This window comes from Mariniphaga anaerophila (assembly GCF_900129025.1).
GTDB lineage: Bacteria > Bacteroidota > Bacteroidia > Bacteroidales > Prolixibacteraceae > Mariniphaga > Mariniphaga anaerophila.
The window spans coordinates 195,166-219,382 of record NZ_FQUM01000001.1; the positions used below are offsets into that span (position 1 = coordinate 195,166).

Annotated in this window: 21 protein-coding genes and 1 pseudogene; 19 read left to right on the forward strand and 3 right to left on the reverse strand. The window is 40.9% G+C overall.

The window, feature by feature from the left end; all coding sequences use genetic code 11:
- Positions 1-4: 4 nt before the first annotated feature.
- From BUB08_RS00715 to BUB08_RS00780, 14 genes are all read left to right on the forward strand, one after another.
- Positions 5-736 (forward strand): hypothetical protein, encoded by a 732-nt coding sequence (locus BUB08_RS00715; RefSeq protein ID WP_139249570.1) that lies wholly within the window; start codon positions 5-7, stop codon positions 734-736.
- A gap of 12 nt (positions 737-748) precedes the next feature.
- Positions 749-1,699 (forward strand): TraJ family protein, encoded by a 951-nt coding sequence (locus BUB08_RS00720; protein WP_072998025.1) that lies wholly within the window; start codon positions 749-751, stop codon positions 1,697-1,699.
- Positions 1,700-1,754: 55 nt separating this feature from the next.
- Complete coding sequence (traK, locus tag BUB08_RS00725; RefSeq protein ID WP_139249571.1) at positions 1,755-2,381, forward strand: conjugative transposon protein TraK; 627 nt, start codon at positions 1,755-1,757, stop codon at positions 2,379-2,381.
- A 9-nt stretch (positions 2,382-2,390) separates the two neighbouring features.
- On the forward strand, positions 2,391-2,729 hold the full coding sequence (locus BUB08_RS00730; protein ID WP_139249572.1) for a hypothetical protein: 339 nt from the start codon (positions 2,391-2,393) through the stop codon (positions 2,727-2,729).
- A complete protein-coding gene (gene traM, locus BUB08_RS00735; RefSeq protein ID WP_072998031.1) occupies positions 2,704-3,861 on the forward strand; it encodes a conjugative transposon protein TraM in 1,158 nt (385 codons plus the stop codon). Before BUB08_RS00730 ends, traM begins: the two co-directional genes overlap by 26 nt.
- Before the next feature lie 16 nt (positions 3,862-3,877).
- Positions 3,878-4,678, forward strand: coding sequence for a DUF4138 domain-containing protein (locus tag BUB08_RS00740; RefSeq protein ID WP_072998033.1), 801 nt, complete (start codon positions 3,878-3,880; stop codon positions 4,676-4,678).
- A gap of 9 nt (positions 4,679-4,687) precedes the next feature.
- On the forward strand, positions 4,688-6,637 hold the full coding sequence (locus BUB08_RS00745; protein WP_072998035.1) for a type IV secretory system conjugative DNA transfer family protein: 1,950 nt from the start codon (positions 4,688-4,690) through the stop codon (positions 6,635-6,637).
- Positions 6,630-7,145: a PH domain-containing protein gene (locus BUB08_RS00750; protein ID WP_072998037.1), complete on the forward strand. Its 516-nt coding sequence runs from the start codon at positions 6,630-6,632 to the stop codon at positions 7,143-7,145. Before BUB08_RS00745 ends, BUB08_RS00750 begins: the two co-directional genes overlap by 8 nt.
- An 18-nt stretch (positions 7,146-7,163) precedes the next feature.
- A complete protein-coding gene (locus BUB08_RS00755; RefSeq protein WP_072998039.1) occupies positions 7,164-7,838 on the forward strand; it encodes a DUF3945 domain-containing protein in 675 nt (224 codons plus the stop codon).
- A 231-nt stretch (positions 7,839-8,069) separates the two neighbouring features.
- The gene (locus tag BUB08_RS00760) at positions 8,070-8,438 is read left to right on the forward strand and encodes a plasmid mobilization protein (protein ID WP_083570495.1); all 369 of its coding nucleotides are present in this window, start codon (positions 8,070-8,072) and stop codon (positions 8,436-8,438) included.
- On the forward strand, positions 8,405-9,352 hold the full coding sequence (locus tag BUB08_RS00765) for a relaxase/mobilization nuclease domain-containing protein (protein WP_083570496.1): 948 nt from the start codon (positions 8,405-8,407) through the stop codon (positions 9,350-9,352). Before BUB08_RS00760 ends, BUB08_RS00765 begins: the two co-directional genes overlap by 34 nt.
- A gap of 395 nt (positions 9,353-9,747) precedes the next feature.
- The gene (locus tag BUB08_RS00770) at positions 9,748-10,539 is read left to right on the forward strand and encodes a type IV toxin-antitoxin system AbiEi family antitoxin domain-containing protein (RefSeq protein ID WP_072998046.1); all 792 of its coding nucleotides are present in this window, start codon (positions 9,748-9,750) and stop codon (positions 10,537-10,539) included.
- Positions 10,536-11,327 carry a nucleotidyl transferase AbiEii/AbiGii toxin family protein gene (locus BUB08_RS00775; RefSeq protein WP_072998048.1) on the forward strand — a complete coding sequence of 264 codons (792 nt, stop codon included), beginning with the start codon at positions 10,536-10,538 and terminating at the stop codon, positions 11,325-11,327. The genes BUB08_RS00770 and BUB08_RS00775 overlap by 4 nt, the downstream gene beginning before the upstream one ends.
- Positions 11,328-11,384: 57 nt before the next feature.
- Positions 11,385-11,615 (forward strand): hypothetical protein, encoded by a 231-nt coding sequence (locus BUB08_RS00780; RefSeq protein ID WP_139249573.1) that lies wholly within the window; start codon positions 11,385-11,387, stop codon positions 11,613-11,615.
- 283 nt (positions 11,616-11,898) lie between these two features.
- Here BUB08_RS00780 and BUB08_RS00785 read toward each other — a convergent pair whose 3' ends face one another.
- Together BUB08_RS00785 and BUB08_RS00790 are read right to left on the reverse strand one after the other, a co-directional pair.
- Positions 11,899-13,146 carry a hypothetical protein gene (locus BUB08_RS00785; protein WP_139249574.1) on the reverse strand — a complete coding sequence of 416 codons (1,248 nt, stop codon included), beginning with the start codon at positions 13,144-13,146 and terminating at the stop codon, positions 11,899-11,901.
- Entirely contained in the window at positions 13,136-13,699 is a 564-nt protein-coding gene (locus BUB08_RS00790; protein ID WP_072998056.1) for an RNA polymerase sigma factor, read from the reverse strand. Before BUB08_RS00790 ends, BUB08_RS00785 begins: the two co-directional genes overlap by 11 nt.
- 283 nt (positions 13,700-13,982) lie before the next feature.
- Between BUB08_RS00790 and BUB08_RS00795 the strand changes: the two genes are divergently transcribed.
- The 4 genes and pseudogenes from BUB08_RS00795 to BUB08_RS00810 all read left to right on the forward strand — a co-directional run bounded on the left by BUB08_RS00795 (position 13,983) and on the right by BUB08_RS00810 (position 17,831).
- Positions 13,983-15,308, forward strand: a complete 1,326-nt coding sequence (locus BUB08_RS00795; protein ID WP_139249575.1) for a hypothetical protein — start codon at positions 13,983-13,985, stop codon at positions 15,306-15,308.
- Between the two features lie 372 nt (positions 15,309-15,680).
- A complete protein-coding gene (locus tag BUB08_RS00800; RefSeq protein WP_072998061.1) occupies positions 15,681-16,160 on the forward strand; it encodes a transposase in 480 nt (159 codons plus the stop codon).
- Positions 16,121-16,579: pseudogene (locus tag BUB08_RS00805) on the forward strand (IS1595 family transposase); the annotation flags it as partial. The gene BUB08_RS00800 and the pseudogene BUB08_RS00805, both read left to right, overlap by 40 nt.
- Positions 16,530-17,831 carry an IS4 family transposase gene (locus BUB08_RS00810; protein ID WP_245820153.1) on the forward strand — a complete coding sequence of 434 codons (1,302 nt, stop codon included), beginning with the start codon at positions 16,530-16,532 and terminating at the stop codon, positions 17,829-17,831. The pseudogene BUB08_RS00805 and the gene BUB08_RS00810, both read left to right, overlap by 50 nt.
- A gap of 791 nt (positions 17,832-18,622) precedes the next feature.
- Here the strand turns inward: BUB08_RS00810 and BUB08_RS00815 are convergent.
- Entirely contained in the window at positions 18,623-22,660 is a 4,038-nt protein-coding gene (locus tag BUB08_RS00815) for a hybrid sensor histidine kinase/response regulator transcription factor (protein ID WP_072998064.1), read from the reverse strand.
- 387 nt (positions 22,661-23,047) lie between these two features.
- Between BUB08_RS00815 and BUB08_RS00820 the strand changes: the two genes are divergently transcribed.
- Positions 23,048-24,121 (forward strand): glycoside hydrolase family 88/105 protein, encoded by a 1,074-nt coding sequence (locus BUB08_RS00820; protein WP_072998067.1) that lies wholly within the window; start codon positions 23,048-23,050, stop codon positions 24,119-24,121.
- The last annotated feature ends 96 nt before the right edge of the window (positions 24,122-24,217 follow it).

Below are 24,217 nucleotides of genomic sequence, written 5' to 3' on the forward strand. Positions count from 1 at the left end.
TCCCATGAAAACCCAAAAAGTTCACTTTACGATAGGGGGAATAACGTTTTTCTTCGTCATCCTGCTTTTCATTGCAGCAGCAGTCAACCAATCCGCAGGACAGGCGGTTGCAATCAAGTCCTGGACCGGCACTTACCCGGAGATGAATAAAAGCTATCCCGTGGTGTTTGTGGCAGTCAAAAAAGGCGTGCCCCACGTGTTTATCCGTTACTTGCCTACACATAACTACAAAGACCTTTTTGCCAAATCTGTTGTCGACGGGACCGAAATTGCCGGGAAGACCAAGGCCGATTTGGTGAAAACCCTGCTGAAGCTAGCGGAACGCTCCCTGATGAAAGGAAGACTTTTGGAAACGGAAGGCATCCTGAGCAACACCGACGCCCAAAAACGGATTGTCCAAGAGCTTTTCGAAGCACGCTTTGACCAGTTGGGAGACCAGTGGAACCTAACCCGTAAATTTGTTGCCGTTTATCACAAGATAGACGCTTTCCCCCGGGGGAAGACGAACGAATTCGTCAAAGAAACATTTGAGCACGAAGCCGAAGCACTTTTTTTTCGTTTTCTGCTGGTCAATCGGCTGGAGTCCGATCACGGGCAGAAAATGGACTCTTATCGGGAGCTGCACGCAGAGCTCAGCCGTTTGCTCGGAGAACTGGATTATACCTTTCGAAAACTGCAGTATTATGAAACCGCCGGGGCAACGACTCTGGCAGGCTACTCTGTTCTAACCCCGTAAAAACCAGAAAATATGTTACTACAGGTTATTAACACCACTGATTTCTTTACGTTCACTGATTTTTTGATCACCTCAGGGATCAGCCACGCCGGCATCCTGGTCAACATGGCGCGGGCTATCGGGGGAATAGCCGCTTTTTTCTATATCTCCAAACGGATATATGAACAGCTGATAGCTGATAACCCGGTGTATATCCTTCCCCTGCTCCGCCCGTTCGCCCTGCTGTTGGTCATTACTTTCTGGGGGCCGTTTGTAAACCTGCTGATGGTTCCTGCCCAAGGGCTGACCAGTCTTTCGGAAGCAGTTTACGCCGATAAGAAGCACCTGGTTCGGGAAAAGCTTGAAGAGAAACACCAGGCAATTGCAGCGACCGATTTACCCGCTTTTTATGAAAATGAAGATAAAGAGTCCCAGCTGTGGGATAAAGGCATCAACCTGCTGCTGACCTCCTACAACATTGTTACCGGCCGGGCCATCCGGAATCAGATCAACCTTTATATCATGGATGCTTGTCGGCAACTGACGGAGACCATTTTTGAAGTGCTGGTCTACCTGATCGCTTTTTTAAGAACGGTGTTTTGTGTCCTGCTGGTCATCTTCGGACCGCTGGTATTTGCCCTTTCCGTCTTTGACGGGTTTCGGGATAACTACCTGCAGTGGATTGCACGTTTTATCAATGTCAACCTGTACCTGCCCATTGCACTTCTAATCCTTTCCCTGGTGCAGGAGATCCTGTTGTATGTCCTGGACCGGGAAATTGCACAGATACATGCCCTGCCCGTGTACCAGCCGCAACTGTTTTATGTCTCCAACCTGGTTGTGCCGGTCTGCGGAATCATCGGGATGGCGCTCGTCCCCAGGATAGCATCATGGATAGTCCAGGCATCGGGCACTGCTTCCGGCGGGGGAAGGCTGATTCGAACAGCCGCTGTCATGGCAGCCACCAAGGGCGCCATGAAGTAGCAGGACTATCGTGTGAGTTTCGTGAATCATTATCGAAATCAACAATTATAAACCCATGAAAAAACAATTTGACATCCGGCGCAAGTTCCGGTTTACCGTGTACCTGTTCCTGGCCATCAGCCTGGCGCTGACCGGGGTGAGCAGTTATGTGTTTACCCTGTCGGTCAGGATGGTGGAGCGCTCCCGGCAGAAGATCTATGTGCTGGACAACGGCAAGTCCCTGCTGGTAGCCTTGCGTGAAGATATCACGGAGAACCGGGATGCAGAAGCCCGGGACCATGTAAAACGGTTTCATGAGCTGTTTTTTACCCTGGAACCGGACAAGGAGTACATCGAGAACAACATCCGCGAAGCCTTGCACCTGGCCGATCGGTCAGCCATGAACCAGTACCGCTCGTTTAAAGAAAACAACGTCTACAACCAGGTGATTGCCTCGGACATTAGCATGACCCTTGCCACAGATTCCATCCGTCTGGATTTTTCGACCTACCCGTATTCATTTGCCTATTACGGGAAACAGAAAATCGTACGCACCTCCAACATTACGCTGCGTAACCTGGCGACCACGGGCCGCCTGCGCAACATCTCCCGTACCGACAACAACCCGCACGGGTTTTTAATGGAAGGGTGGCGGATCGCGGACAACAAAGACCTTGAGACCGTACGCAGAAAATCGTTTTAATTTTTTATTATGAACAGCCATCGAGATATGAAGCAACCTTCGTTTAAGGACGTCAGCCGGTTCACCCGGTGGATAAACGGGCTGGACGAAAAAGACCGGTTACTCAGTCCGCGGGGCAGAAAAAAAAAGTGGGTCATCTTCCTTTGTATCCTGTTTCTGCTGTTTGTGCTCTCCTTTACCTGGTTTCCCCGGGTAACGGTCGAGCATCAAGCCCTGCCGGGCAAGACTCCCGTGAGAACAGATACTGTACAGTTTCCTTCCGGAACAGGTATCATGGAACTCCCGGCCGATTCATTAGAACACCCATTAAAACAAAAAAGCAATGAAGACACTTTTGAAGCAGAATAAGGCCCTGATTATTCTTCCCCTGGCATTATTGCCTTTTGTGCTCCTGTTGTTTTATACACTGGGAGGCGGAACCCCACCCGGGAACGGGCGGAAAAACAGCCCCAACAGAGAACCCCGGCAGGGGGCCAACTACACCATTCCCCAGGCTGAAAGCTCCATTGAAATTGCCGATAAGCCGGAAGCCTATGAAAGGCAGGGAGAGCGGGTAACTACAACGGATTATTACATCTTGGAAATCCCGGATTCACTGACAAGAGCCGACGAAGCATTATCTTTTCCGGGAGATACGGCAGGGAGCGGGAACATCCCCCGACAAGAGCAGGTCAATGTGGATGTCACCAATAACCTGCTGGCACACATCCGGCAAAAAGAAGAGGAGATTAATCGCGAGTTGAACATCCCGGGCAGGGGAACAGAAGAGAACCATCATTCATCCCCGGAAAACACTGATAACCTCAAGGACGCAGACAACCCTTCCGATGTCGTCAACCAACATACAGGGATCGAAGAACTGGATAGAATGTTTGAGGAGAACAGTGTTTTGACCCGCAGGAACGATTCCCTGGAGCTTGCCCTTGCCCGGCTGCAACAGCTGCAACATGAAGCGGAACAAAAGCAATACATGCTTACGCCGGAAAAGGAAAACAGTTCAGGGATTCGGGACGAAACAACGACCGGTACTCCTATTCGGGCCGAGGTTTATGAAACGGCTACTGTCCTGGATGGTAACCGGGTAAAACTGCGGTTGCTGGAAGACACCTGGCTGGACGGGGTGAAAATTCCCCGGAACACTTTTTTTTATGGGATATGCAAAGTCAACCACGAACGGCTGAACATTACAGTCTCCCGTATTCCCGGGGGAAAAACTTTCCTGCCGGTTGATTTGGCAGTCTATGATTTGGATGGCCTGCCCGGGCTATACGTTCCCGGGAATGCTGCCCGAAGTGTCACCCGTGAGGCAGGGAGCAGCGCCAACACGTCGTCGCTTTTAGGCATGACCGACAACCCGTTGGCTTATGCCGGAATCCGGGCTGTAGACCGGACAACCCGCGCCCTGGTAAAAAGGGTACGTCTGAAAAAGGTAACGGTCAAGAAAAATACGCGGGTTTATCTCATCCCTCGAAGTCAATAATTTTAAATGCAACAAAATGAAGGTTCTTATCCTTGCTTTTTTAACCAGCTTTCAGTTATCCCTGGCGGCACAAAACAGTATTTGTGTCCATGAAACCAAAACTACACACATCATTTGCCCGGAAAGGGTGAGCTACCTCCGGGCGGGCGACTCTTCCCGGATAATCGCCGAGGTGGTGCCGGAGCATCCTAACCTGGTCCGGGTAAAAGCCACGGAGCCGTTTGAAGGGAAGTCTTCACTGGCAGTGGTTAGTGCCGGTGCGATTTATTCGCTGGTGGTGTCGTACGGAAAGGCCTGTCCTATAGAATACTGCCTGGAATCTTTTTCAGGAAAAAAGGCAGGTACGCTGTCAGCAGGCCCGGTCCCGGAATATGTCCTGGAAGAGCTGTGCCGTCAGCTGTTAACCCAGCGCTCCAGGCACGTCAGGCTCCGAAAAACCCAAAAAGACGGGATTGTTCTCCGGCTAAATAATATCGGGCAGAACAACGATTGGCTCTTTTTTGAAATCAGCATCACCAATACAACCGCTGCCAGCTACCGCATCGACGGGTTCAACTGGTGGATAGATGACCAGCGGCAGGTGAAAGCCACCAATGTCCAGGAATACCCGGTACATCCCGAATTTGCCTGTTACGGAGTAGCCACTATCCCGGCAGCCACCACCCTGCGGGAGGTGTTTGTCCTGCCCCGGCTGAGCCTCCCGGGGAAACGCATCCTGCGTTTGGAGATGCGGGAGAACGCCCTGGGGAACACCGGCCGTACACTGAGCCTGGATATAAAGAACAGGGACATTTTGAAAGCACGCCCACTCAAATAACCTCAAGCAATGGTTCAAGAATCCGCAGATTTACAGAAGATGCACGAAGGCTTCCGGTTCTTCAGCTACCTGTTGTTGCTGCTGACATTGTACACGGCCCTGCCGGAATTTTTCATAAGCAGGGGAATCAGCCTGCCCGGGGTTACCCCGGTGCTGGCGAAGCTGATGCAGCTGGATTTCCTGGCCAGCCCGGTAGTTTCCAAGCTATCCTGCCTGGGCTTTTTAGCCGTCACCTGCATCGGAACCAGGGGAAAGAAAGACAGGGATCTGAAAGTCTCCGGGCTGGTGGCACAGGTAACAGCCGGAACAGTATTGTACTGGGGCAGTTTGTTTTTTCTGCACCGTCTGCCAATTGCTTACCTGCTCTGTTCTTTTGTGGGCTTTGTGCTGCTGAACATCGGGTTTGACAACACCTCCAAACTGATAAACGTGAACCTGATGAAAGACCGGTTTAACCGGGAAAACGAAAGTTTTCCCCAGGAACAATCCCTGATCTCCAATGAGTTCTCCGTAAACCTGGCAACGCAATATCAATACAGGAACAGGTGGCACAGGGGATGGATAAACATTGTCAACCCTTTTCGGGGAACCATGGTCATTGGCACGCCCGGCTCCGGGAAATCTTACTCCGTGGTGCTGCCGTTTATCCGGCAACACCTGGATAAAGGATTTGCCATGTGCGTGTATGATTTTAAATACCCGGATTTGTCTCAAGTTGCATATACCCATTTCCTGGGGGCTAAGAAAAGGGGGAAACTACCCGGGAACACCCGGTTTTATGTCATTAATTTTGATGACATCCGTAAGTCGTACCGCTGTAATCCCTTGGCTCCGGAGCTGATGGAGAGCACCATCGATGCCTTTGAATCTTCCCGTACCGTGCTGTACAACCTGAACCGGGAGTGGATACGTAGACAAGGGGAATTTTTCTCCGAGTCCGCAGTCTCCTTTTTTGCTGCGGTCATCTGGTTTTTAAAAAAGTACCGCAACGGGGAGTATTGTACGCTTCCCCACGCCATTGAACTGTTGCAACTGGACTACGAGGATCTGTTTCTTGTGCTTTCTAAGGAGAATGATGTGGCTAATATCATCAACCCGTTTGTCAATGCCCACAAAAGGGGTGCACACGAACAACTGGAAGGGCAATTGGGGAGCCTGAAGATTGCAGTCTCTAAAATCATCTCAAAAGAAATTTACTGGATCTGCTCCGGGAGTGATTTTTCCCTGGACATCAATACCCCCGGACAGCCCAAAGTGGTTTGCCTGGCCAACAATCCCCTGCGCATTGAAATGTACGGGGCAGTATTGTCCCTGTTTATCACCCGGATGCTGAAAGTCATTAACCGGAAGCATCAGCACAAATGCTCCCTTATTTTTGATGAGTTGCCAACCATCTATTTCCGGGGGCTGGACACGCTGATAGCCACGGCAAGGGGCAACAGGATATCCACGTTGCTGGGAATACAGACCATTGACCAGCTGGTACGGGATTACGGCAAAGAGCAAGCCAATGCCATCCTGACCAACATCGGGAACATCTTTGCCGGGCAGAGTGTGGGCGATACAGCCCGGTTTATCCAGAACAGAATGGGGAAAATCCTGCAGGAACGCCAGTCCGTGAACATCAACCGCAATACCCAGTCCACTTCCTTTTCCACGCAGCTGGATTACCTGGTGCCGGAAGGCAAAATTGCCACCCTGCCACAAGGGTACATGGCCGGGCAGGTGGCCGACAACTTCGGGGAGCGAATCAGCCAGAAGAATTTTAATTGCCTGATAAGCCCGGACACAAAAGCGCTTGAGCGGGAAGAAAAACAGGTTGCCCCCATCCCTGACTTTTATGATTTTGACAATAGCCGTGAAACGCTGGAACGCAACCGCACGCGGATACAAAACGAGATCCGGTCCATTGTCCCTGACATACAGAACAAAAACCATAAACCCGTATCCTATGATTGAAAATACCACCTATATCAAATGCAGGCCGTCCCAGCTAACTAACCTGGGTCATTTGGGAGTTGTGTTGCTGTTGGTTCCCCTGCTCTTTATCCCCGCAAAAGCAATAGGACAGATCCTGCCCATGGCGTTTATGCCGGATTCGTTTGTAAATTACCTTCCCGGGTTGCCAGCCTGTCTGTTTGTGACAGCCCTTTTAAAGCTGGGGTACCATGTCCTTCAGACCCGCTGCACCGTTTATAAAATTAACCCTGAGGAGTTACAACACACTTCCGGGATTTTACACCGGAAGCACGGCTATATTGAGCTGTACCGGATAAAGGATTTTCGGGTGGACCGGCCATTGATTTACCGCTTTTTCGGGCGGGGCAACCTGGTGATTTACACCTCGGACAAGACCACCCCGGTGTTCCGGCTGGAGGCCATCAAAAATCCGGAAGAGGTGTATACCATCCTGCGTGGGTTGGTGGAACTGAACAGGAAAGAAAAACATGTATTTGAAGTCGATTAACACTTAAATAGTAAAATTATGGAACAGTACACACGCATGAACAAAGAAGAGATTCCCTTTGACAAACTGGAAAAAGTTGGGATAAACCGAGATTTTGTCACCCACATGGAGAGTAATGAACTGAGGGATTTTTTGAATGGATTCCGCTCGGAAAAACTTTACACCGTCAATGCAACCGTTGACAACCAGGAGTATAAGATCCCTGCCAAAATCCGGTTGCAGAAGCAGGAAGACGGCTCGGTGAATGTAAGAATCCATCCTATACAACGGCTTTTTATCCCGGATGAATACATGGGGCATTCGTTTACCAAAGGGGAGAAGGCCGCTCTGCTGGGAGAAAGAAACCTGGGAAAAACCATTGAGCTGACCGGCAGGGATGGGAAAAAGGATACCTACTACCTGGGCGTTGATAACAAAACCAATGAACTGATACCGCTCCGGACCAAACATATCCAGGTGCCTGACCGGATTAAAGGAGTAGCCCTTTCCGAAGAGCAGAAGCAAAAGCTGGCCGCCGGGGGAAAAGTCACCTTGGAGGGGATGACCGGGCGGAACGGGAAGAAGTTTGGGGCAACCCTGCAGGTGGATGCAGCCAACCGGAACATCAGTTTCTCCGGGTTTAAACAAGAAAAAGAACAGGCATTGGAACAGAAACAGGAGAAATCCAAAGGGCTTAAGCCAAAGGCTGGTTAACCAAAACCACCTCTCTTCGCCAGGGGAGGGGAATCATTTAAAAAAGTTTTCCCTTTCTTTTTGGAAAAGGAAGAACCTGGTTCAGAACCGGAAATTAACTTGGGGGAGGGGAGGGCAAGATGTGTTTTTGTATGCACAAAAACCTTTCCATCTTGCCCGGCAGGGGCCAGTCGCTTTTTCCAAAAACGACAAAAATTCCCTTCCCCTTGAAAACAAAAATTACAGGTATAAATGCGTCCGGCATTATCAGAAAATGAAAAACGGAGTCAGAAACTCATCATCCGGGTGAACCCGGATGAAAAGCTACGGATTAAATCGTTGACACGATCCGGAGGCTATCCCTGTATGAGTGATTTTATACGGAACCGTATTTTTCGGCGCCTGGACAAGAAGACGATAACTCTTGACAATGAAACCAGTCGACAATTAAAAGAAATGGATTACGAACTCAATAAAATCGGAGTTAACCTGAACCAGCTTTCCAAACGCATGAATTCTTTTGTTGGTTGTAACATTGGTGATAACGATCGACAACTACTGAGACTAGCTTTCGAAATGATGACCCGATGCCTGGCATTTTTACAAAAACACCTCCGCTGAATCTTTTTCTAATGGTTATTGTTATCCATCAGTCTCTGAATACGCAGAACGCTTTGTTTTACAATGAAAAGAAAGTCAGCCAAAAGAAAGCCTTTTTCTTCCACAGCGGAAATTCTCCAACGGTTAATCCTTTTGCCGGGAGTAAACAAGACCGCTGGAATATCCTGAAAGAAATTGAAGAGCGTAACACGCGGGTTAAAAAGAAGTGCCTGCATATTTCTGTGAATCCAACGGTCAGCGACCTGGTGAAATTGGGAGATGCGGGCATCCGAATTGAAATCAAAAACCTGATGGAATATCTGGGCTATGGAAACCAGCCATGCTTTGTTTATAAACACGCCGACTTGGATCGGACTCATTTTCATATTGTATCCACTCGGATTGACCAGCAAACAGGTAAGAAGATCCGAGACAATTACGAAAAGGAGAAAGTACAGCGGTTTATTAAATCCCTGGAGCAGAAATATGATCTGACCAAAGAACTAAACAGAGAACAGGCAAATTTGAAGTTTTCAGCTGGAAGTAGCAACCTTAAGCGGAATCTTGAAAGTTTATTTTATCAACTGAATCAGATTGAATCTATAACCACTAAACAACTTTACGACAAGTCGCTGGAGCTTTTTAATGTAGAGATTCGAAGGTCGGGAAGAGGGTATGTTGTGTTTGTAACCGATGGTAATGGAAATCCGGTTCGTTATCCGATTCGGCTTTCAGAGTTTGAGGAACGACCGAGGTTTTATGTTTCCGCCAGGGCTGAAAAGGAATTACAAATCGACAAACCGGTGATTGATAAATTTCAGCTGGCACAATGGGCGAGAGATTTGAATCGGTTAATTGAGCGCAGCAATCGGCGTAAACAGGAGCCAGCGAAGAAGTATAGAGTAAAGAACAGAGACAGGGGAATGAGTCGCTGAAGCTTTATGTTTTTGGGATTTTTGAACATTAGTAAATTGTTTAACTATTTTGATTTGTTGTTGCTAACAATATATTTATCTTGGCAACAACAACTAATATATAGGCTTCATACTTAGTCTTAAAACCAGTAATCAATTGGGAGTATAAAAAATTACTCGGACATGGCTCATGCGAAACAAGTGATATTAACCCTGTGGTAGTGAAAAATTTCTTGCAAAAAGGTCCATTAGACAGAATATTCATGAAAAACACTAGATTAAAACGGTATAAAGACTATTAGCTAGTAGGATGTATAGTGCATTACAATTTTTACCCTCCCTTAGAACAAAAAGAAATTAGTAATAATTGGAGAATATTATCGAATTTAAATATCTTTGTCTAAATTCTACTAAAGTTGACAGTATCAAATTACATAAAACAATTATTATCCTACGAGGAATATTCATTCTCCCTAAATGAATTAATTGCGAATATTCATAAAAGTGAGATTTCTATAAAAAGTGAATTATCTCGGCTGATTGCTAAAAAAGAAATAGTAAACCTTAGAAAAGGCTTTTATCTTATTATAACACCAAGATATTCATCGGCGCAAAAGTTGCCAATTCAGCTTTATTGCGAGAAACTTTTCAAACACTTAGACAGGAATTATTATGTTGCTCTTTTTTCAGCAGCAAAATTTCATGGTGCAAGCCACCAGCAGGTTCATAGAGACTACATAATAACTGAGAAACCAAAACTTAACGATATTTCAAAAGGCTCAATTGATATTCGTTTTTTTACAACTAGTAACCGGTCGGACAAAAATATTCAAATTAAAAAATCTGATGCTGGTCCATATAAGGTGTCAAGTCCTGCCCTGACAATTGCCGACTTAATTCATTATCAAACAAAGTTAGGTGGGATAAACAGAATGCTTGCCGTTATTGAAGAATTGTCAGAAGAATTAAATGAATCGGATTTGGTTGAACTTTTAAGTTGGTATCCCAATAAAAGTACATTACAAAGATTTGGCGTTTTGTTGGAACACCTTGGGATTAAGGAAGATCTTCAGGAAATAATATTTGTGAATTTAAAGACGACAAATTTCTTTCCGGTTTTGCTGAGCCCAAAGTCAGATGAAAAACCCGGAGCTGTAAATAATAGATGGAAAGTGGCTATTAATATAAAATTGGAGAGTGATTTATGATACCAAAACCCTTTATAGCAAAATGGCAACAGCATGCTCCATGGAAAGAATTTGCGCAAGTTGAGCAAGATTTAATTATTTCCAGAACTTTGGTAGAAATCTTCTCCGATGAGTTCCTCCGGGAAAATCTTGCTTTCAGAGGAGGTACTGCTTTACACAAATTATATCTAAATCCTGCTGCAAGATATTCTGAAGATATTGATTTAGTTCAAATAAAACCTGGTCCTATTAAGCCAATAATGGAAAGGATTGGTGAAGTGGTCACCTTTTTTGAAGAAAAAAGGACAACACAGGTTCGTGGACATGGGGCAAAAGCGTTGTATCGATTCACATCGGAATATGAAGAAATACGAATGCGACTCAAATTAGAAATTAACTGTAAAGAACACTTCAATGTACTTGATTGGGTTAATTTTCCTTTTGACGTTGAAAGTGAATGGTTTTCTGGTAAAACAAAAATAAGAACGTACAATATAAATGAACTTCTGGGAACAAAACTCAGGGCACTTTACCAACGAAGTAAAGGAAGAGATTTGTTTGATTTAGATTATTCCCGGCAAAATATTGACTTGGACTATGAGCAAATTATAAATTGTTTTAAGGAATACACCTCTTTTGCAACGGGCAAAAGACCTCCCAGTAAAAAGGAATTCCTGCTAAATGTTGAAGAGAAAGAAAATAGCACCGAATTTACTGGTGACATGGAAGCTTTGTTGAGACCTGAAATTAAATACAATCAAAATGAGGCTTTTAATTGGCTGAAAATTGAATTAATAGAAAGAATTTAAATGAGAAATAAGCGTTTTGGTTTAGTTCAAGTAACTTATTGATTAACTGTGAACATTATGAATGAAATAAAAATAAGGGAGGAACTGGCTAGAACAGTAGCTAAAGATCCTAACAATATTGAAAAAATATTGAAGCTTTCACATGAGTTAGCTTCTCTCGATAACAATAATGTCCGGTTTTCAGTCGACTCTGGCGTAATTAACAGACTTGGCAAGGAACTAGTTGCAAGACATGAAACTGCTGTGTCAGAATTAGTTAAAAATTCTTATGATGCAGATGCTGTTTAAACAGGAGGTACTTTGGGGAAAAGCTCTTTGACAGGCTTGTTATTGCTGGAATTACAGGATTATGACAGTTTACGGATATTCAAAAACCAATTTCAAAAAGCTTCTCGCTATCCTAATACCGTCAAGCTATTCAGAGATTTTTACCAACTATTTTTCAGTATTATACCGAAAAATATAAAGCCGGTTCTGTAAAGGAGCCGGCTTTTATTGTTTTATTCCTGAATTTACAATAGCAGGAATCCTAAGCCGGGAGTTTGAACTGACAGGGAACAAACCTATCCCTTTACCAAAAATAAGTCAATATTATTTGACCGCCTGCATCTAGTAATTGCGATTCTTTTTCAAAATAAATAAAATCAGTATATATCCCGGCACCAAGCGAGAAATGTGTTCCTATTTTGTAATTCAGGTTCAATTCCATATCTGCTGTCGGGCTCCATGTATTTTGTTTTTTCTGATCGATAGAAAATGCCTGTTCGAAATATTTCCCGGAGAACCCGTTTGTGTGCCTTAATTTATATGATAATCCAACATTTGAAATCAAATCAACATTCCAGTTACCTCTCGAAAATATTTGGTATTGCAGGCCGGCTTTTATGCTTAGTAGTAGAATATCTCTTTGGATAACCCCGTCTAAACTGTTGCTGGAGTAGTACTTGCTTTTAAGGTTTATTTGCTGGTATCCGGTTTTTATCCCAACTTTCCATTGGTCGTTTAATTGATAGAGGATGGCAATATTACTACTCCACGATGTACCTTGCGATTTTTCGGCAAGACCATTCAACGATTCTTTATTTTTTAGAAGAAACGGTAAGCCTACCATAGATTTAGATGCTATACTAAAGCCATTTTCGTGCGGTTTCCCCTTTTGTTTTACACGAGAATGACTTTTCCCTTTTACTGAAGCATTCGTGATTCTGGGAACGGGAACAATTTTGAAAGGGGAGCCGATATCTAACTGGTATTCTTTTTCTGGCAATGGTTTAAGGTTCAACTGGTGGATTTCCGTTTTTATGGGCAAAAAGCTGTCCGTAATGTTCACATGCTTTTGTTTTTTTTCTCCCGTGGTTATCTGCATCATTTTTTCCTGTTTCTTATTGCCTCTGGGCAATTCTCCATTTTTGTTTACTTGTTTTTGCAATGGAGTTTTCAGTACCGGGTTTACTTCATCGGTATTAACAGAATGTTCGGATAAACCAGACTTGTTTTCTATGGGGTCTTTCGGGGTGTGGTTTATTCTTTCCTGTTCAGTAAGCTCATTTGTTTTTGGTATTGCGGATTCATCGAATTTCATAAAAAAATAAACAGAAAGCCCCAAAGCTGTTGCCAAAACAATGCCGATTACTGTCTTTAAGGTTGTCCAATGGGCGGTTCTTGCAATAGAAATTTCTAATGCAGCAGTTTTCCCAGAATTTGCTATAGCCGTTTTTGTCCCGGCATTTATCCCTTCGTAAATTCGGGTATATACGTTGGGTGAAATATCCGGTTTATAGCTTAAAGCCTTTTCCCTTAAAAGGTTTTCAAACTGCATATTGCTCATGACTTTTTAGATTGTGTTCCACTAGAATCTTCTGAAAAGCTTTTTTGGCTTTAAAATATTGCGACCTGGATGTTGCCTCTTTAATGTTAAGCATTTTCCCTATCTCTTTGTGTGAAAATTCTTCTACTGCATACAGGTTGAGTATTGTTTTGTAGCCGGCAGGTAAATGGTCCATTAACCCGATTAACTCACTAATTCCCATGTTGTCCATTGCTGTCAAGGATCTAGGTTCATCTTCTTCTGGTAGTTCTGGTTTGTAGTCATTTATATCAATATTTGAATTGTTTTTATTGGAAATGGCGTGTAGTGCAGTATTAATTATAATACGCTTGGCCCAGGCTTCAAAATGTTCTATATCCCTTAACTGGTTTAAATTGTTGAATATTTTAATAAAAGCCTCCTGTACAATATCATCAGTCTCTTCCGGGGAAGCGGTATAACGTCTTGTAATACCCCAAAAGGCAGAAATATAGTGGTTATAAAGCTTCTTAAAAGCCTGTTCGTCTCTTTTTAAACAGAGCTTTATCGTTCTTTTTAAATCCATTTATCAGCTGACAGTAAATTCATACATAACAGTATATTTTATACAGAGTGTTACTTTATGAAAACGTTGCCTGAAATTATTTTAATATCCGCATTAAGTAATTATTTCGGGATGGAAGACGTTTTTTTTTGATTTTCTAAAAAAAATATTTTGTGCAGGCAACGAAAAATATAAGTCCGTCTCTTTATAATATCCATACATGGCAGAAGAATGTGAACTTCATGCAAAAATATTTTTAGACAATATGACAAATTTAATTAGTTTTACTTTAAAACGGATTACAATGAAACAGTTAATTAAGCTTTTTTTTATTACGTGTATCTTTCTGTATGGCTGTAAGAAAGAAAATACGGACATTGATCTTTCGTCCGAATTTGGTAAGCAGGTTGAAAATATTACAGGAGTGGGTCTGGTAATCCCCGCCTTGGAAAATTTAGTGGAAATACAATGGAAATGCGACTCATGGAAGATTGATTTTTACAGTGGAAACAGTAAACTATCAGAATGGAACTCTTATAAACAAACCATTAAAGACAAGGAGAAATTGCAGGTTTATGATATGGGTAACAATCTTTTTTCTGTAATTTCTATTCAGCAAATAGAAACAACTAAATATGAAGATCTTAGTGTTTTTCAGGAGTATAGTTTTTACTGGAACAGCAATGAGGGAAAACTTACTATTGATGGGGTTTCCCTGGTTCTAAGGCAAGACGGGGACAAACTTGTAATTTTTTTTAATACTGCCGACATAGCTAAAGTAGGAGATATCTTTAATGTTACGATAGATAATACCTACGGGCAGTCGCTTTACAACGAAGGAGATGTGTTGGGTATTGGAATAATAACTTTTATCAACTACACTGTTTTTCAACTTGCAGAAGATGTAATGGCAGATTATATAGACCGAAATGAAATCGAAAGTAGTATTTTTAATACGATTGAAGTTACAAACGAAGAATACAGCTTTCTGTTTTCGTTCCCGGAAGATGGTTCACAGGTAACTTATAAGGCAAATTTTAAGAATGAACCTGTTGACCTGTCAGGCATCACAACAAAAAGGGGCAGTAGATTATTCGAATCATTTTTAAATGGGGAGGTATTTACTTTTAACGGGGTTGATGTGATTATCAATAAAATTTCGCATGAAGATGCCGATGGAGAAGGTTTTCTTGTTTATGCTATTACAGAAGAATCAGGAGAAAAAGTAAGCTTTTATTACAACATACAAACAGAAAGGCAACATTGGCTGACAGCTCCCGGATCTGTCGATTACAGTAATGTGATAATAGGAGTATGGGCGCTTGATACAATAAACCATGTGTTGGCAACATCAATCCCTAATTCCATTACTTATGAATTTAAAAGCAACGGGGATTTTATTGAGAAAGACACAGAGAGTATCATAACAGGCGCATGGAATCTGAATAGTGGACATACTGAATTAACAGTTACCTACAATATTAGAACCGATCTTGTAAGCAATAAAACAACTACAATTAATGAAGATTTTACTTACGAAGTAACCTTTATTGATAACAAGGAAATGGTCTTATTCCGCGATTGGTTCAATGATCAGGCCATTCTTCGATTCCATTTCACGAGGCTTTAGCTTATGTTAAGGTATCTTAAATAGATATTTATGATTCCCGGATGTTAATAATATCCGGGAATTTTCTTTTGCACTGGTAATATCTGATGAGGCTGTTTGGTAACTAACCATTTTTTTCAAAAAAAGTATGCTCCAATGCAATGTTGAACTAAAAATAGTTAGTGACGATATTTAGTAATAACTAGTCAATCCTTAAAAACAGAATAGGCTGTTGATAATCAATTGATAACAAATTTAATTTTGTTTTTAAAAATGCAAGTAAATAAGTTTTTTGGTTAAAAAGTTTGCAGATATGGTTGGAAAACAAGACAAAGCACCGCAGTTGAGTATTTTTGATCCCCCCTGGAGAGGTTCATCAATTTAAAGTATGAATTGTGTATTCTGTTTAAACAAATAGATTGGGATTCAATAGAGGAAGAATTTTCTGTTTATTATTCAGAAACAGGACGTCCATCAGTACCAATCCGCAGGATGGTTGGGCTGCTATTACTAAAGCACATTTACAATTTAAGCGACGAAGCAATGGTTGAGCGGTGGATTGAAAACCCATACTGGAAGTATTTTAGCAGAGAAAAAGTTTTTCAGACCCAAAAGCCCTTCGACCCGACAGAATTTATACATTTCAGAAACCGAATAGGCAAAGAAGGAGCAGAAAAACTATTGAAAGCACCTATACAGCTATTTGCCAAAGAAGCTCAGGCAAAAGAGGTATTAATTGACAGTACCGTGCAGGAAAAGAATATTATCTACCCAACCGATGCCAAACTACATAAACGTATTATTGAGCGGATAAACAAGATTGCCAAACAAGAAGGGGGCGCGGTGCGGCAGGTAAAGCACCAGTGTCTGTAATGGCAGAGTCGACTAAACTTGAAGATATTGAGACTGGTAAAAAAACGAGCCAATGTCGGTACTTCAAAGCCAAGGTTCTCGAAAGTCATCAGGCCAATCAAATAAATGATACCATCAAAGAATCTTTTGATGAAAAAAGCATCGTATTCACCGATGACAGTAGTTCTTATGTTGATATCTCCGACTATGTAAAGCTGCATTTTTCTGAGAAGTCCAATGAAAAGCTCACCAAAGAAACATTGCGCTGGATTCATATCACCATTAGCAATGCTAAACGGAACTTCCTGGAAAATTACCACAAGATTAAAGGAAAGTATCTTCAGATGTGTTTGAACGAGTTTGTCTACAAGCTAAACAGGAGATATTTTGGTGAGAAGCTCTTTGATAGGTTTGTCATTGCTGCAGTTACAGGATTATGATAGATTGCGGATATTCAATATAAAATTTGTTGGACAGCCGATATTCAAACAGATAATAGATTTGCTTAAAGTCGCCAACATACCGTCACTCATAAAGGCTCACGAAAGCGACCGATATTACAAAGCTTTCAAAAGCAGCACGCATATAATTACGATGCTTTTTGGTATTTTAAGCCGTTGTAATTCGATGAATGAAACCTGTGAGGGGCTGCGGGCTTTAGCAGGAAAGCTAAATCATTTAGGGCTTGAGAAAGCACCTGCAAAAAGTACTGCAGGAGATGGGTTACGTAATCGCGATAACCGTTTTTTAGAATCATTATATTTTGAATTGGTTCACAAATACCAATCTTTTTTGTCGGACAGCCGAACTTATGGACTGACTTTCAAAGAGGTGCTATTAATTGATTCCACTACTATTCGTTTATTTAGTGATGTACTAAAAGGCGTAGGGCGCAACCCTAAAGGAGATGGTAAAAAGAAAGGCGGACTTAAGGTACATATGCTAATTAATGCTGTGCAATCAGTTGGTAGGTTCGTCAAGGTTACAGCAGCCAACGTGCATGACAAAAATTTTCTCAAGAAATTGGAGCTAATATCCCACAGCATGATAGTCTTCGATAAAGCATACAATTATTACCATCAGTTTGCATTATGGACTAACCATCATGTTTATTTTGTCACCCGAATAAAGAAGAATGCTGTTTATACAGTGATAGAAACACATAAAACGGGCTATCGAAAAAAAGGTGTTGCCAAAGTTTTAAAGGACCAAACTATAGAGCTGGAATACTATCCGGAGAATGAGGATGGAGAAAAGCAGTATAAAATTAAAAAGTCATTAAGGCTAAGAGAAGTAGCATATCAAGATGAGAAGAACCGCTACTTTGAGTTCTTAACCAATAATTTTGAAATCACAGCCGAAGAAGTGGCATTTCTATACAAGAAACGCTGGGGCATAGAGCTACTTTTCAAAAAGATGAAGCAAAACTTCCAGCTTCACTACTTCTACGGCGAAAATGAGAATGCCATACGCACGCAGGTTTGGTGTACACTAATAGCCCAACTATTAATGACAGTTATTCAAAAGAAAGCGCAAACAAAGAAGGCATTCTCCGTAGTCGCTTCACTTGTGAGAATACACCTGATAAGTATGCTTGAATTAACAGAACTATTACGTAATACCAATAGAAATTTTAAAAAGCAAATTGGTGGTTCTCCCGGACAATTGAAGTTAAATTGGAATGGGGTCTAATTTAAAATTGAAAAATAAACGCCCATAAAATGAGCGTTACAGAAGATAATTTTATAAATCCCGACCTTAGTCGGTTTATAGTGATTAACCACATTAAACACGACCACAGAATGCTAAAAATTATTTAAAAGGTGTTGTTGGTGACCAATTAAATACAATCCTCGCCGGAACAGGGTACAATTTGAAGAAAATGCTCAATAGAATTAAAGAGCAAATTCTTTTTGACCTTATTCAAATTTTAAATCTTTGGAAAGTATTATGAGATAGTGCTTATTAGTCATTTACTTTTTTTTGACGATTTCTATAACCGTATTTCGCAAGCACTTTTCTTGCAGAAAATTTATTGAGTGAATCTGCTAAAGGTTTGTAGAAGGTCGTTGCTTGAGGCTTATACAATTTTGTTCTTTTTTGTCTTTATTCCGCCATGTTTTTGCTAAATTAGTATAAACATTATGGGAAATTTCAGAGAGTGACTAAATCGATACCTGTAATAGTTGATGATTATAAGTGTCAGTAAATAAATTAGTTGTAAAAAAGCATTCGAATCCCGTCCGGGGTACAAAAAGAGGCTGTCTCAAAAGGGACGGCCTCTTTTTTTCAAAAATGCCATGAAATATCATTATTCTTTATTGAGGCAGAACAGAAACGATACCTTCTTTGAAAGAATATTGCAAGGTTGTGTCGAACTTCAATTAAAGAACTTCAAAATGGCAACATGCAAACCTTCAATTTTGAAATCAGAGAAACAGGCAGATAGAGCGACTAACGTATAATCAGGGTCTGTTGCGATTTTACATCTTTTCCGGCTTGATACCAAATTTCTTTTCAAAGCATTTTCGAAAATAGTAAACATCTGCAAAGCCAACCTTTTCTGATACTTCCAGAATATCAAACTGTTGTTTTTTTATTAGTTTGGCCGCATTACTCAATCTAACATCCCTGATGTACTGGTTGGGACTAATGCCGGTCAGCGCCTTTAGCTTGCGGTATAAGCTTACACGGCTCATTCCTATTTCTCTGGCCATTGTTTCAACGTTTAGGTTTACATCCGATAGGTTAGCACTAATATATTGATCAATCTTATTCTTTATTCTTCGATCGTGGATCGATAAACTTTCTTCAAAAGACTTGTCGTCAGGATTAAGATTGAATCGTTTGATAATCTGCTGTTTAAGTTTGAGCAAATTATTAATGCGGCTCAATAACATTTGAACATCAAAGGGTTTAGAAATATATAAGTCGGCACCAGATTCTACACCAAGCTTTTCATCGGTCTCAGCTGATTTTGCAGTTAGTAATATAATGGGGACATGACTTGTTAGTTGGTCATTTTTGAGAGTCCTGCAAAGTTCGAGTCCGTCAACTTCAGGCATCATGATGTCAGAAATAATAATGTCCGGAATTTTTTTCTTGGCCAATTCGATTCCAGCACGGCCATTGTCAGCCTCAATGCAATTGAAATAACGACTTAAATAGTTAACCATCCAGTTTCTTAAATCTAAATTGTCTTCAACAATAAGTATGGTAGTGTTTGTCTGAGACAGCTGTTCTCCTGTATTATCGTACAGCACATCTTCTTCATCAAAGTATCTTAGTGGCTTCTCATCATCCACCAAAACTGCAGCAATTTCAGAGTCTTCATAATAACTCTTTTCAACAGGCAGTTTAATGGAAAACCTACTACCAACATATTCCTTTGTTTCTACCTTAATTTGCCCTTTATGAATGGCTATAAGCTTGTGTATATAAGACAAACCAATGCCATAGCCTCTGGTTTGATGGTCTTTCCTTTCTATTTGAAAAAAACGGCCAAAAATATTAGACAAATCTTTTTGAGGTATACCTATCCCTTGATCCTCAACAGAAATAACAATACACCGTATGTTCGGATCAATTGCTTCGCCTACCACGGTTGATGAAGAAAGCAAGGAATGGTCGGTACAAAAGTCATCTGATATGGAAACGCTTATAGGATTGTTTTCCTTGTTGTATTTAATGGCGTTAGTTAATAAATTGGAAATTACTTTTTCTAAAATATCGGAGTCCACAAAGCCTTCAACGTTTGTGCTGGTATTATTCAAAGTTATGGTGCTTTGTGCAAATGATTCTTTGAATAAATCAACTATTTCGGTAGTCAGGGAGATTAAATTGTATTTACCAACTTTCAACTGTTTATGGTTTTGCTCTACTCGCCTGATATCTATTAGCTGATTTATTAAAGTCATTAAACGAGTTGTATTTCTTTTGGCGAGTTTGAGTTGCTTTTTTAACTCAGGTGATTGAGCCAGTTCAATGGCCGTTGTGAGAGGACCATAGATTAGTGACAGAGGAGTACGTATTTCATGGGAAATATTGGTGAAAAACATAATCTTTTTTTCTTGTAGCTCCTTTTCTTGTTTTTCAAGCTTGAGGTTATAAAATACTTTTTTCCTGTCGCTAATAACCTTGAGAATGGCTATTAACATTAACAAACCAAGTAAGATAAAAACGATTATGGCAATGTTGGTTTTATACCACTGCGGTATTATTTCAATTTTAAGCACTAAAGGAGTATTGTTCCAAACATTATCATTATTTGAAGCCCAGACCTTCAATTCGTAATTTCCGGGCAGAAGATTGTTAATGTGTATGCCTGATGTATTTCCAGTCAAAATTTCGCGGTCATGATTATAGAGCTCCCACTTGTAATTGTTTCGCTCTGGTTTATTGAAGTTAAGGGCAGCCACCTTCAGTATTATATTATTTTGCCAATAGTTTAGCTTTAGTTTTTTCGTGTATGATATATTGCTGGTTAACACTTTATATTTATGATTGGGGCTAATTTCCATGTTGTTTATCGTCAGCTGAGTGAAAGCAACAGGAGGAATGTATTGGTTGGATTTTAGCATGGCTGGGTCAAATGCAGAAAAGCCTTCATTGCCGCCAAACCATAAACGATGGTCTTTTGATTTGTATGATGCTGTCGGGGAGAATTCATTGCCTTGAATATTGTAGTCGTGGTTAAAAGTTCTGGCGGTATGGTAATCCAAAGAAATTCGCGTTATTCCTTTAAGTGAGCTCACCCAAATGAGTCCGCTATCATCTTGTGCAACAGCCATTATTGTGTTGCTAGGCAGTATGTTTGAAGTGTTAAATATCTGCGTTTTGCAATTACCCGACTGATAATCGATTTGATAAATTCGATAAAGTCCCTGAGACGTAGCTAACCATATGTTGTGTTGTTTATCTTCAAAAAAATGGTGAATCGTATTGTTGTGATGACTCCAATAATAGTGGTTTTTCAACTTAATAAACTGCTTAGAACGGTAGTTGTAAAAGTAAACACCATCTTGAGTGCAAACCCACATGGTGTTGGTGCTGCTGGAATAATGCAGATTCTTTAAGGGAGATTTAAAGTGCTTTGGAATATTGATATTGTTTGTTACAGAATTTTTTGCCTCGTCAAAACAAATCAGTCCCTCTGTTACAGTGGCCAACCATAACAACCCGGTTGTATCTTTGGCAATATCATAAATGCCTTTATTGCCCATGTATCGATGTTCTATTGCATTTGTTCTGACGTTGAATACCAATAGCCCGGAGTTATGACCACCAAGCCAAAGAGTATTTTCATCTCTCTTACTAATAACTTTTATGTGGGTGGCAAATTTATGATTGTCAAGTGGCAGCGTATAATTTTTGAACTCTCCGTTGTTGAATAATGAGATTCCTGCACCATCTGTTCCGATCCAAATGCCGTGCTGATCTTCAAAAAATGTATTGATAACATTGGATGTAATGGTATTTTTTTTCGAGGGATCGTGGTAATAGGTTTGGAATGGGTAGTTGGTCTGGTATTTTACATTTACGCCTCCGCTGTAGGTTCCAAACCACATATTGCCTGCCATATCTTTGTAAATGTCTACAATAGAATTGTGACTTAATCCGTATTTGCTTCTGTCGTCTGAAAAATAGGCATTTACTTTGAGTGTAGATTTATCCAAGGTATATAATCCGTTAAATCCTCCAATGTAGACTATCCCATTCTCATCTTCCGAAAAGCATCGGATAAAACCATTTCTCATTACCGGTGTATTTTGTGGTGAGAAATAGTAGCTGGCATAATCGGTGGAAGAATACAATGCAAACCCATTATGAACAAATCCTACAAATATATTCTGGTCTTTATCTACATGAACATTGTAGATTTCTCCTTTCGGAATGTCTTTGAAAATGTTCAATTCTTGTAGTATCTGGGAGGATATGGAGTAGAGATATATCTGGGTGAATGAAGCCACAATCAGGTTGTCTTTTCCCATCTTGGCAATACTCCGTATGTCACCAATCCGGAAAGGAATTGCTTTAAAATATACATCATCCTTACTTTTGCAATACAAATGGTTAGACGCAACTACCCAAACTGTACCGTTTTCATCAGCAATTATATCGGTTATTTTTTTTCCGGAAAAAGAAAATAAGATGTTATCCTGATCGGTATAGTAAGCAATGTCTATATTGTCAGTTTTCTGGTTCAGACAATTTAACCCATCGGTAGTTCCTATCCAAATCAACTGCTGCAATGTATCTGGTTCTAAAAATGTAATTTCATTGGAGCATAACTGGGTTGATGCGTCGATGGTCAGGTTGTAAGTAGTGAAGTTGATACCGTCAAACCTGTTAATGCCCGAATTTCTGGTTCCAAACCACATAAAACCTTTCTTGTCCTGGCATACGGATGTAATTGAGTTTTCAGACAGGCCGTTTCTAATAGTATAATGATTAAACTGAATTTCTGCCTGGCCTGATATTATAAATATGTTAAGTAATATGGTAATAAAAAGAAACCTCATTTGTTTAGCTTTGGGATTCCAAAATTCGTGACTAATTTAAATAAAAAATAGTGCATGCTCTTTTTTAGAGCACAGAATGAAACAAATAATGAAAAGGTGAAACAAATGTCAAAAATAAGCAAATAGTAATAGTTTCAGTAAAAAACAGGCCATTCTTTATTCCAGAAGAATCGGGGGTATTTGAGAAAAAATAGAAGATAGTCGTCTTAAAAAATATGGAGTTGTGAAGCAGGTGAGGGGTGAATCAAAAATCCAAAAGATGAATCAAATGTAACTTTTACGGATTGGTTGAAACGAAATTTCAATTTTTGAATTATTCGTTTATGTTAAAAAAGCCAAAGGAAATTTCCTTTACATCTAGATAAATCAGAAACGAATAATTCAGAAATGAAAAATGTATTCATTATTAGTATTGGATTTCTTTTGGTGAATTGTCAATTTCAAAAAACAATAACCTCAAAAGAAATTATTAGTCAGATAAAAAGGGTGGCAGATTATGAACTGAGCCATCCATCAGTTCACGATTACGATTTACAACATGATTTTGCGAACGGATGGATCCCCTCCACTTTTTACGTAAGTCTTATACCCCTATATGAGGCCACAGGTGATAAAAAATATTTGGAGGAGGTAAAAAAGTGGGGTAACAAAACCAACTGGACTTGTGCCCCCCGGCTTAATCATGCAGACGATATTGTTTGTGGGCAGGTTTATTTGGATTTGTATAGACATGAACGGAAGAATGGTTACATCGAGAACCTTGTTGTAAGAATGGACTCTGTTCTTCAAACAGCCAGAAGAGGAAGAGAGGAATGGCATTGGTGCGACGCATTATTCATGGCTCCTCCTGTTTATACGATGGCGGGTAAAATTTTGAACGAGCCATCTTATATTCAGTTTTCCGATTCAATGTATTGGGATGTTTATGACTATTTGTTTGACCATGAAAATTCTTTGTTTTATCGGGATGATCGCTTTTTTACTCAAAGAGGGCCCGATGATCAAAAAATTTTCTGGGGGCGTGGTAATGGTTGGGTATTGGGCGGACTAGCCCGCCTTATCCCATATGTTGAAGATGCCGCGATGAAACAACGCTATATTGAATTGTTTCAGCAGATAGCGGAAAGAATTGTGATAGCGCAACAAGCTGATGGTTTATGGAGAAGCGATTTGTTAAACCCCAAACACTATCCCAGCAAAGAAACAAGCTCGTCGGGTTTTTTTGTATACAGTTTAGCCTGGGGTATCAATAACGGGTATTTGAGCAGAGCAGATTATCAGCCAATTGTAGAAAAAGGATGGCTGGCTTTAAACAAATGTGTAAACGAAGAAACAGGCATGCTCGGATACGTCCAGCCTATTGGTGCCGCTCCTGACAGTACCAATGAAAATACAACCTTTTCGTATGGTGCGGGGGCTTTTATTTTGGCAGGAATTGAAATGCTTGAATTAATAGAATAGACAAGTGTAAACACCATTAAATCAGTAAAAAAGTACAACTAATCAATATAGATAAATTTTATGAGGAAAATTAGGTTACTTAGCGCTCGACTATTT

Excerpts from the sequence above, each read along its gene's own strand:
- BUB08_RS00745 (WP_072998035.1), top strand. The coding sequence starts at position 4,688 with ATGGTTCAAGAATCCGCAGATTTACAGAAGATGCACGAAGGCTTCCGG.
- BUB08_RS00820 (WP_072998067.1), top strand. The coding sequence starts at position 23,048 with ATGAAAAATGTATTCATTATTAGTATTGGATTTCTTTTGGTGAATTGT.
- traK (WP_139249571.1), top strand. The coding sequence starts at position 1,755 with ATGAAAAAACAATTTGACATCCGGCGCAAGTTCCGGTTTACCGTGTAC.
- BUB08_RS00765 (WP_083570496.1), top strand. The coding sequence starts at position 8,405 with ATGCCTGGCATTTTTACAAAAACACCTCCGCTGAATCTTTTTCTAATG.
- BUB08_RS00785 (WP_139249574.1), bottom strand. The coding sequence starts at position 13,146 with ATGCAGTTTGAAAACCTTTTAAGGGAAAAGGCTTTAAGCTATAAACCG.
- BUB08_RS00795 (WP_139249575.1), top strand. The coding sequence starts at position 13,983 with ATGAAACAGTTAATTAAGCTTTTTTTTATTACGTGTATCTTTCTGTAT.
- BUB08_RS00750 (WP_072998037.1), top strand. The coding sequence starts at position 6,630 with ATGATTGAAAATACCACCTATATCAAATGCAGGCCGTCCCAGCTAACT.
- BUB08_RS00815 (WP_072998064.1), bottom strand. The coding sequence starts at position 22,660 with ATGAGGTTTCTTTTTATTACCATATTACTTAACATATTTATAATATCA.
- BUB08_RS00780 (WP_139249573.1), top strand. The coding sequence starts at position 11,385 with ATGAATGAAATAAAAATAAGGGAGGAACTGGCTAGAACAGTAGCTAAA.
- BUB08_RS00715 (WP_139249570.1), top strand. The coding sequence starts at position 5 with ATGAAAACCCAAAAAGTTCACTTTACGATAGGGGGAATAACGTTTTTC.
- BUB08_RS00730 (WP_139249572.1), top strand. The coding sequence starts at position 2,391 with ATGAACAGCCATCGAGATATGAAGCAACCTTCGTTTAAGGACGTCAGC.
- BUB08_RS00760 (WP_083570495.1), top strand. The coding sequence starts at position 8,070 with ATGCGTCCGGCATTATCAGAAAATGAAAAACGGAGTCAGAAACTCATC.
- traM (WP_072998031.1), top strand. The coding sequence starts at position 2,704 with ATGAAGACACTTTTGAAGCAGAATAAGGCCCTGATTATTCTTCCCCTG.
- BUB08_RS00775 (WP_072998048.1), top strand. The coding sequence starts at position 10,536 with ATGATACCAAAACCCTTTATAGCAAAATGGCAACAGCATGCTCCATGG.
- BUB08_RS00755 (WP_072998039.1), top strand. The coding sequence starts at position 7,164 with ATGGAACAGTACACACGCATGAACAAAGAAGAGATTCCCTTTGACAAA.
- BUB08_RS00720 (WP_072998025.1), top strand. The coding sequence starts at position 749 with ATGTTACTACAGGTTATTAACACCACTGATTTCTTTACGTTCACTGAT.
- BUB08_RS00790 (WP_072998056.1), bottom strand. The coding sequence starts at position 13,699 with ATGGATTTAAAAAGAACGATAAAGCTCTGTTTAAAAAGAGACGAACAG.
- BUB08_RS00740 (WP_072998033.1), top strand. The coding sequence starts at position 3,878 with ATGAAGGTTCTTATCCTTGCTTTTTTAACCAGCTTTCAGTTATCCCTG.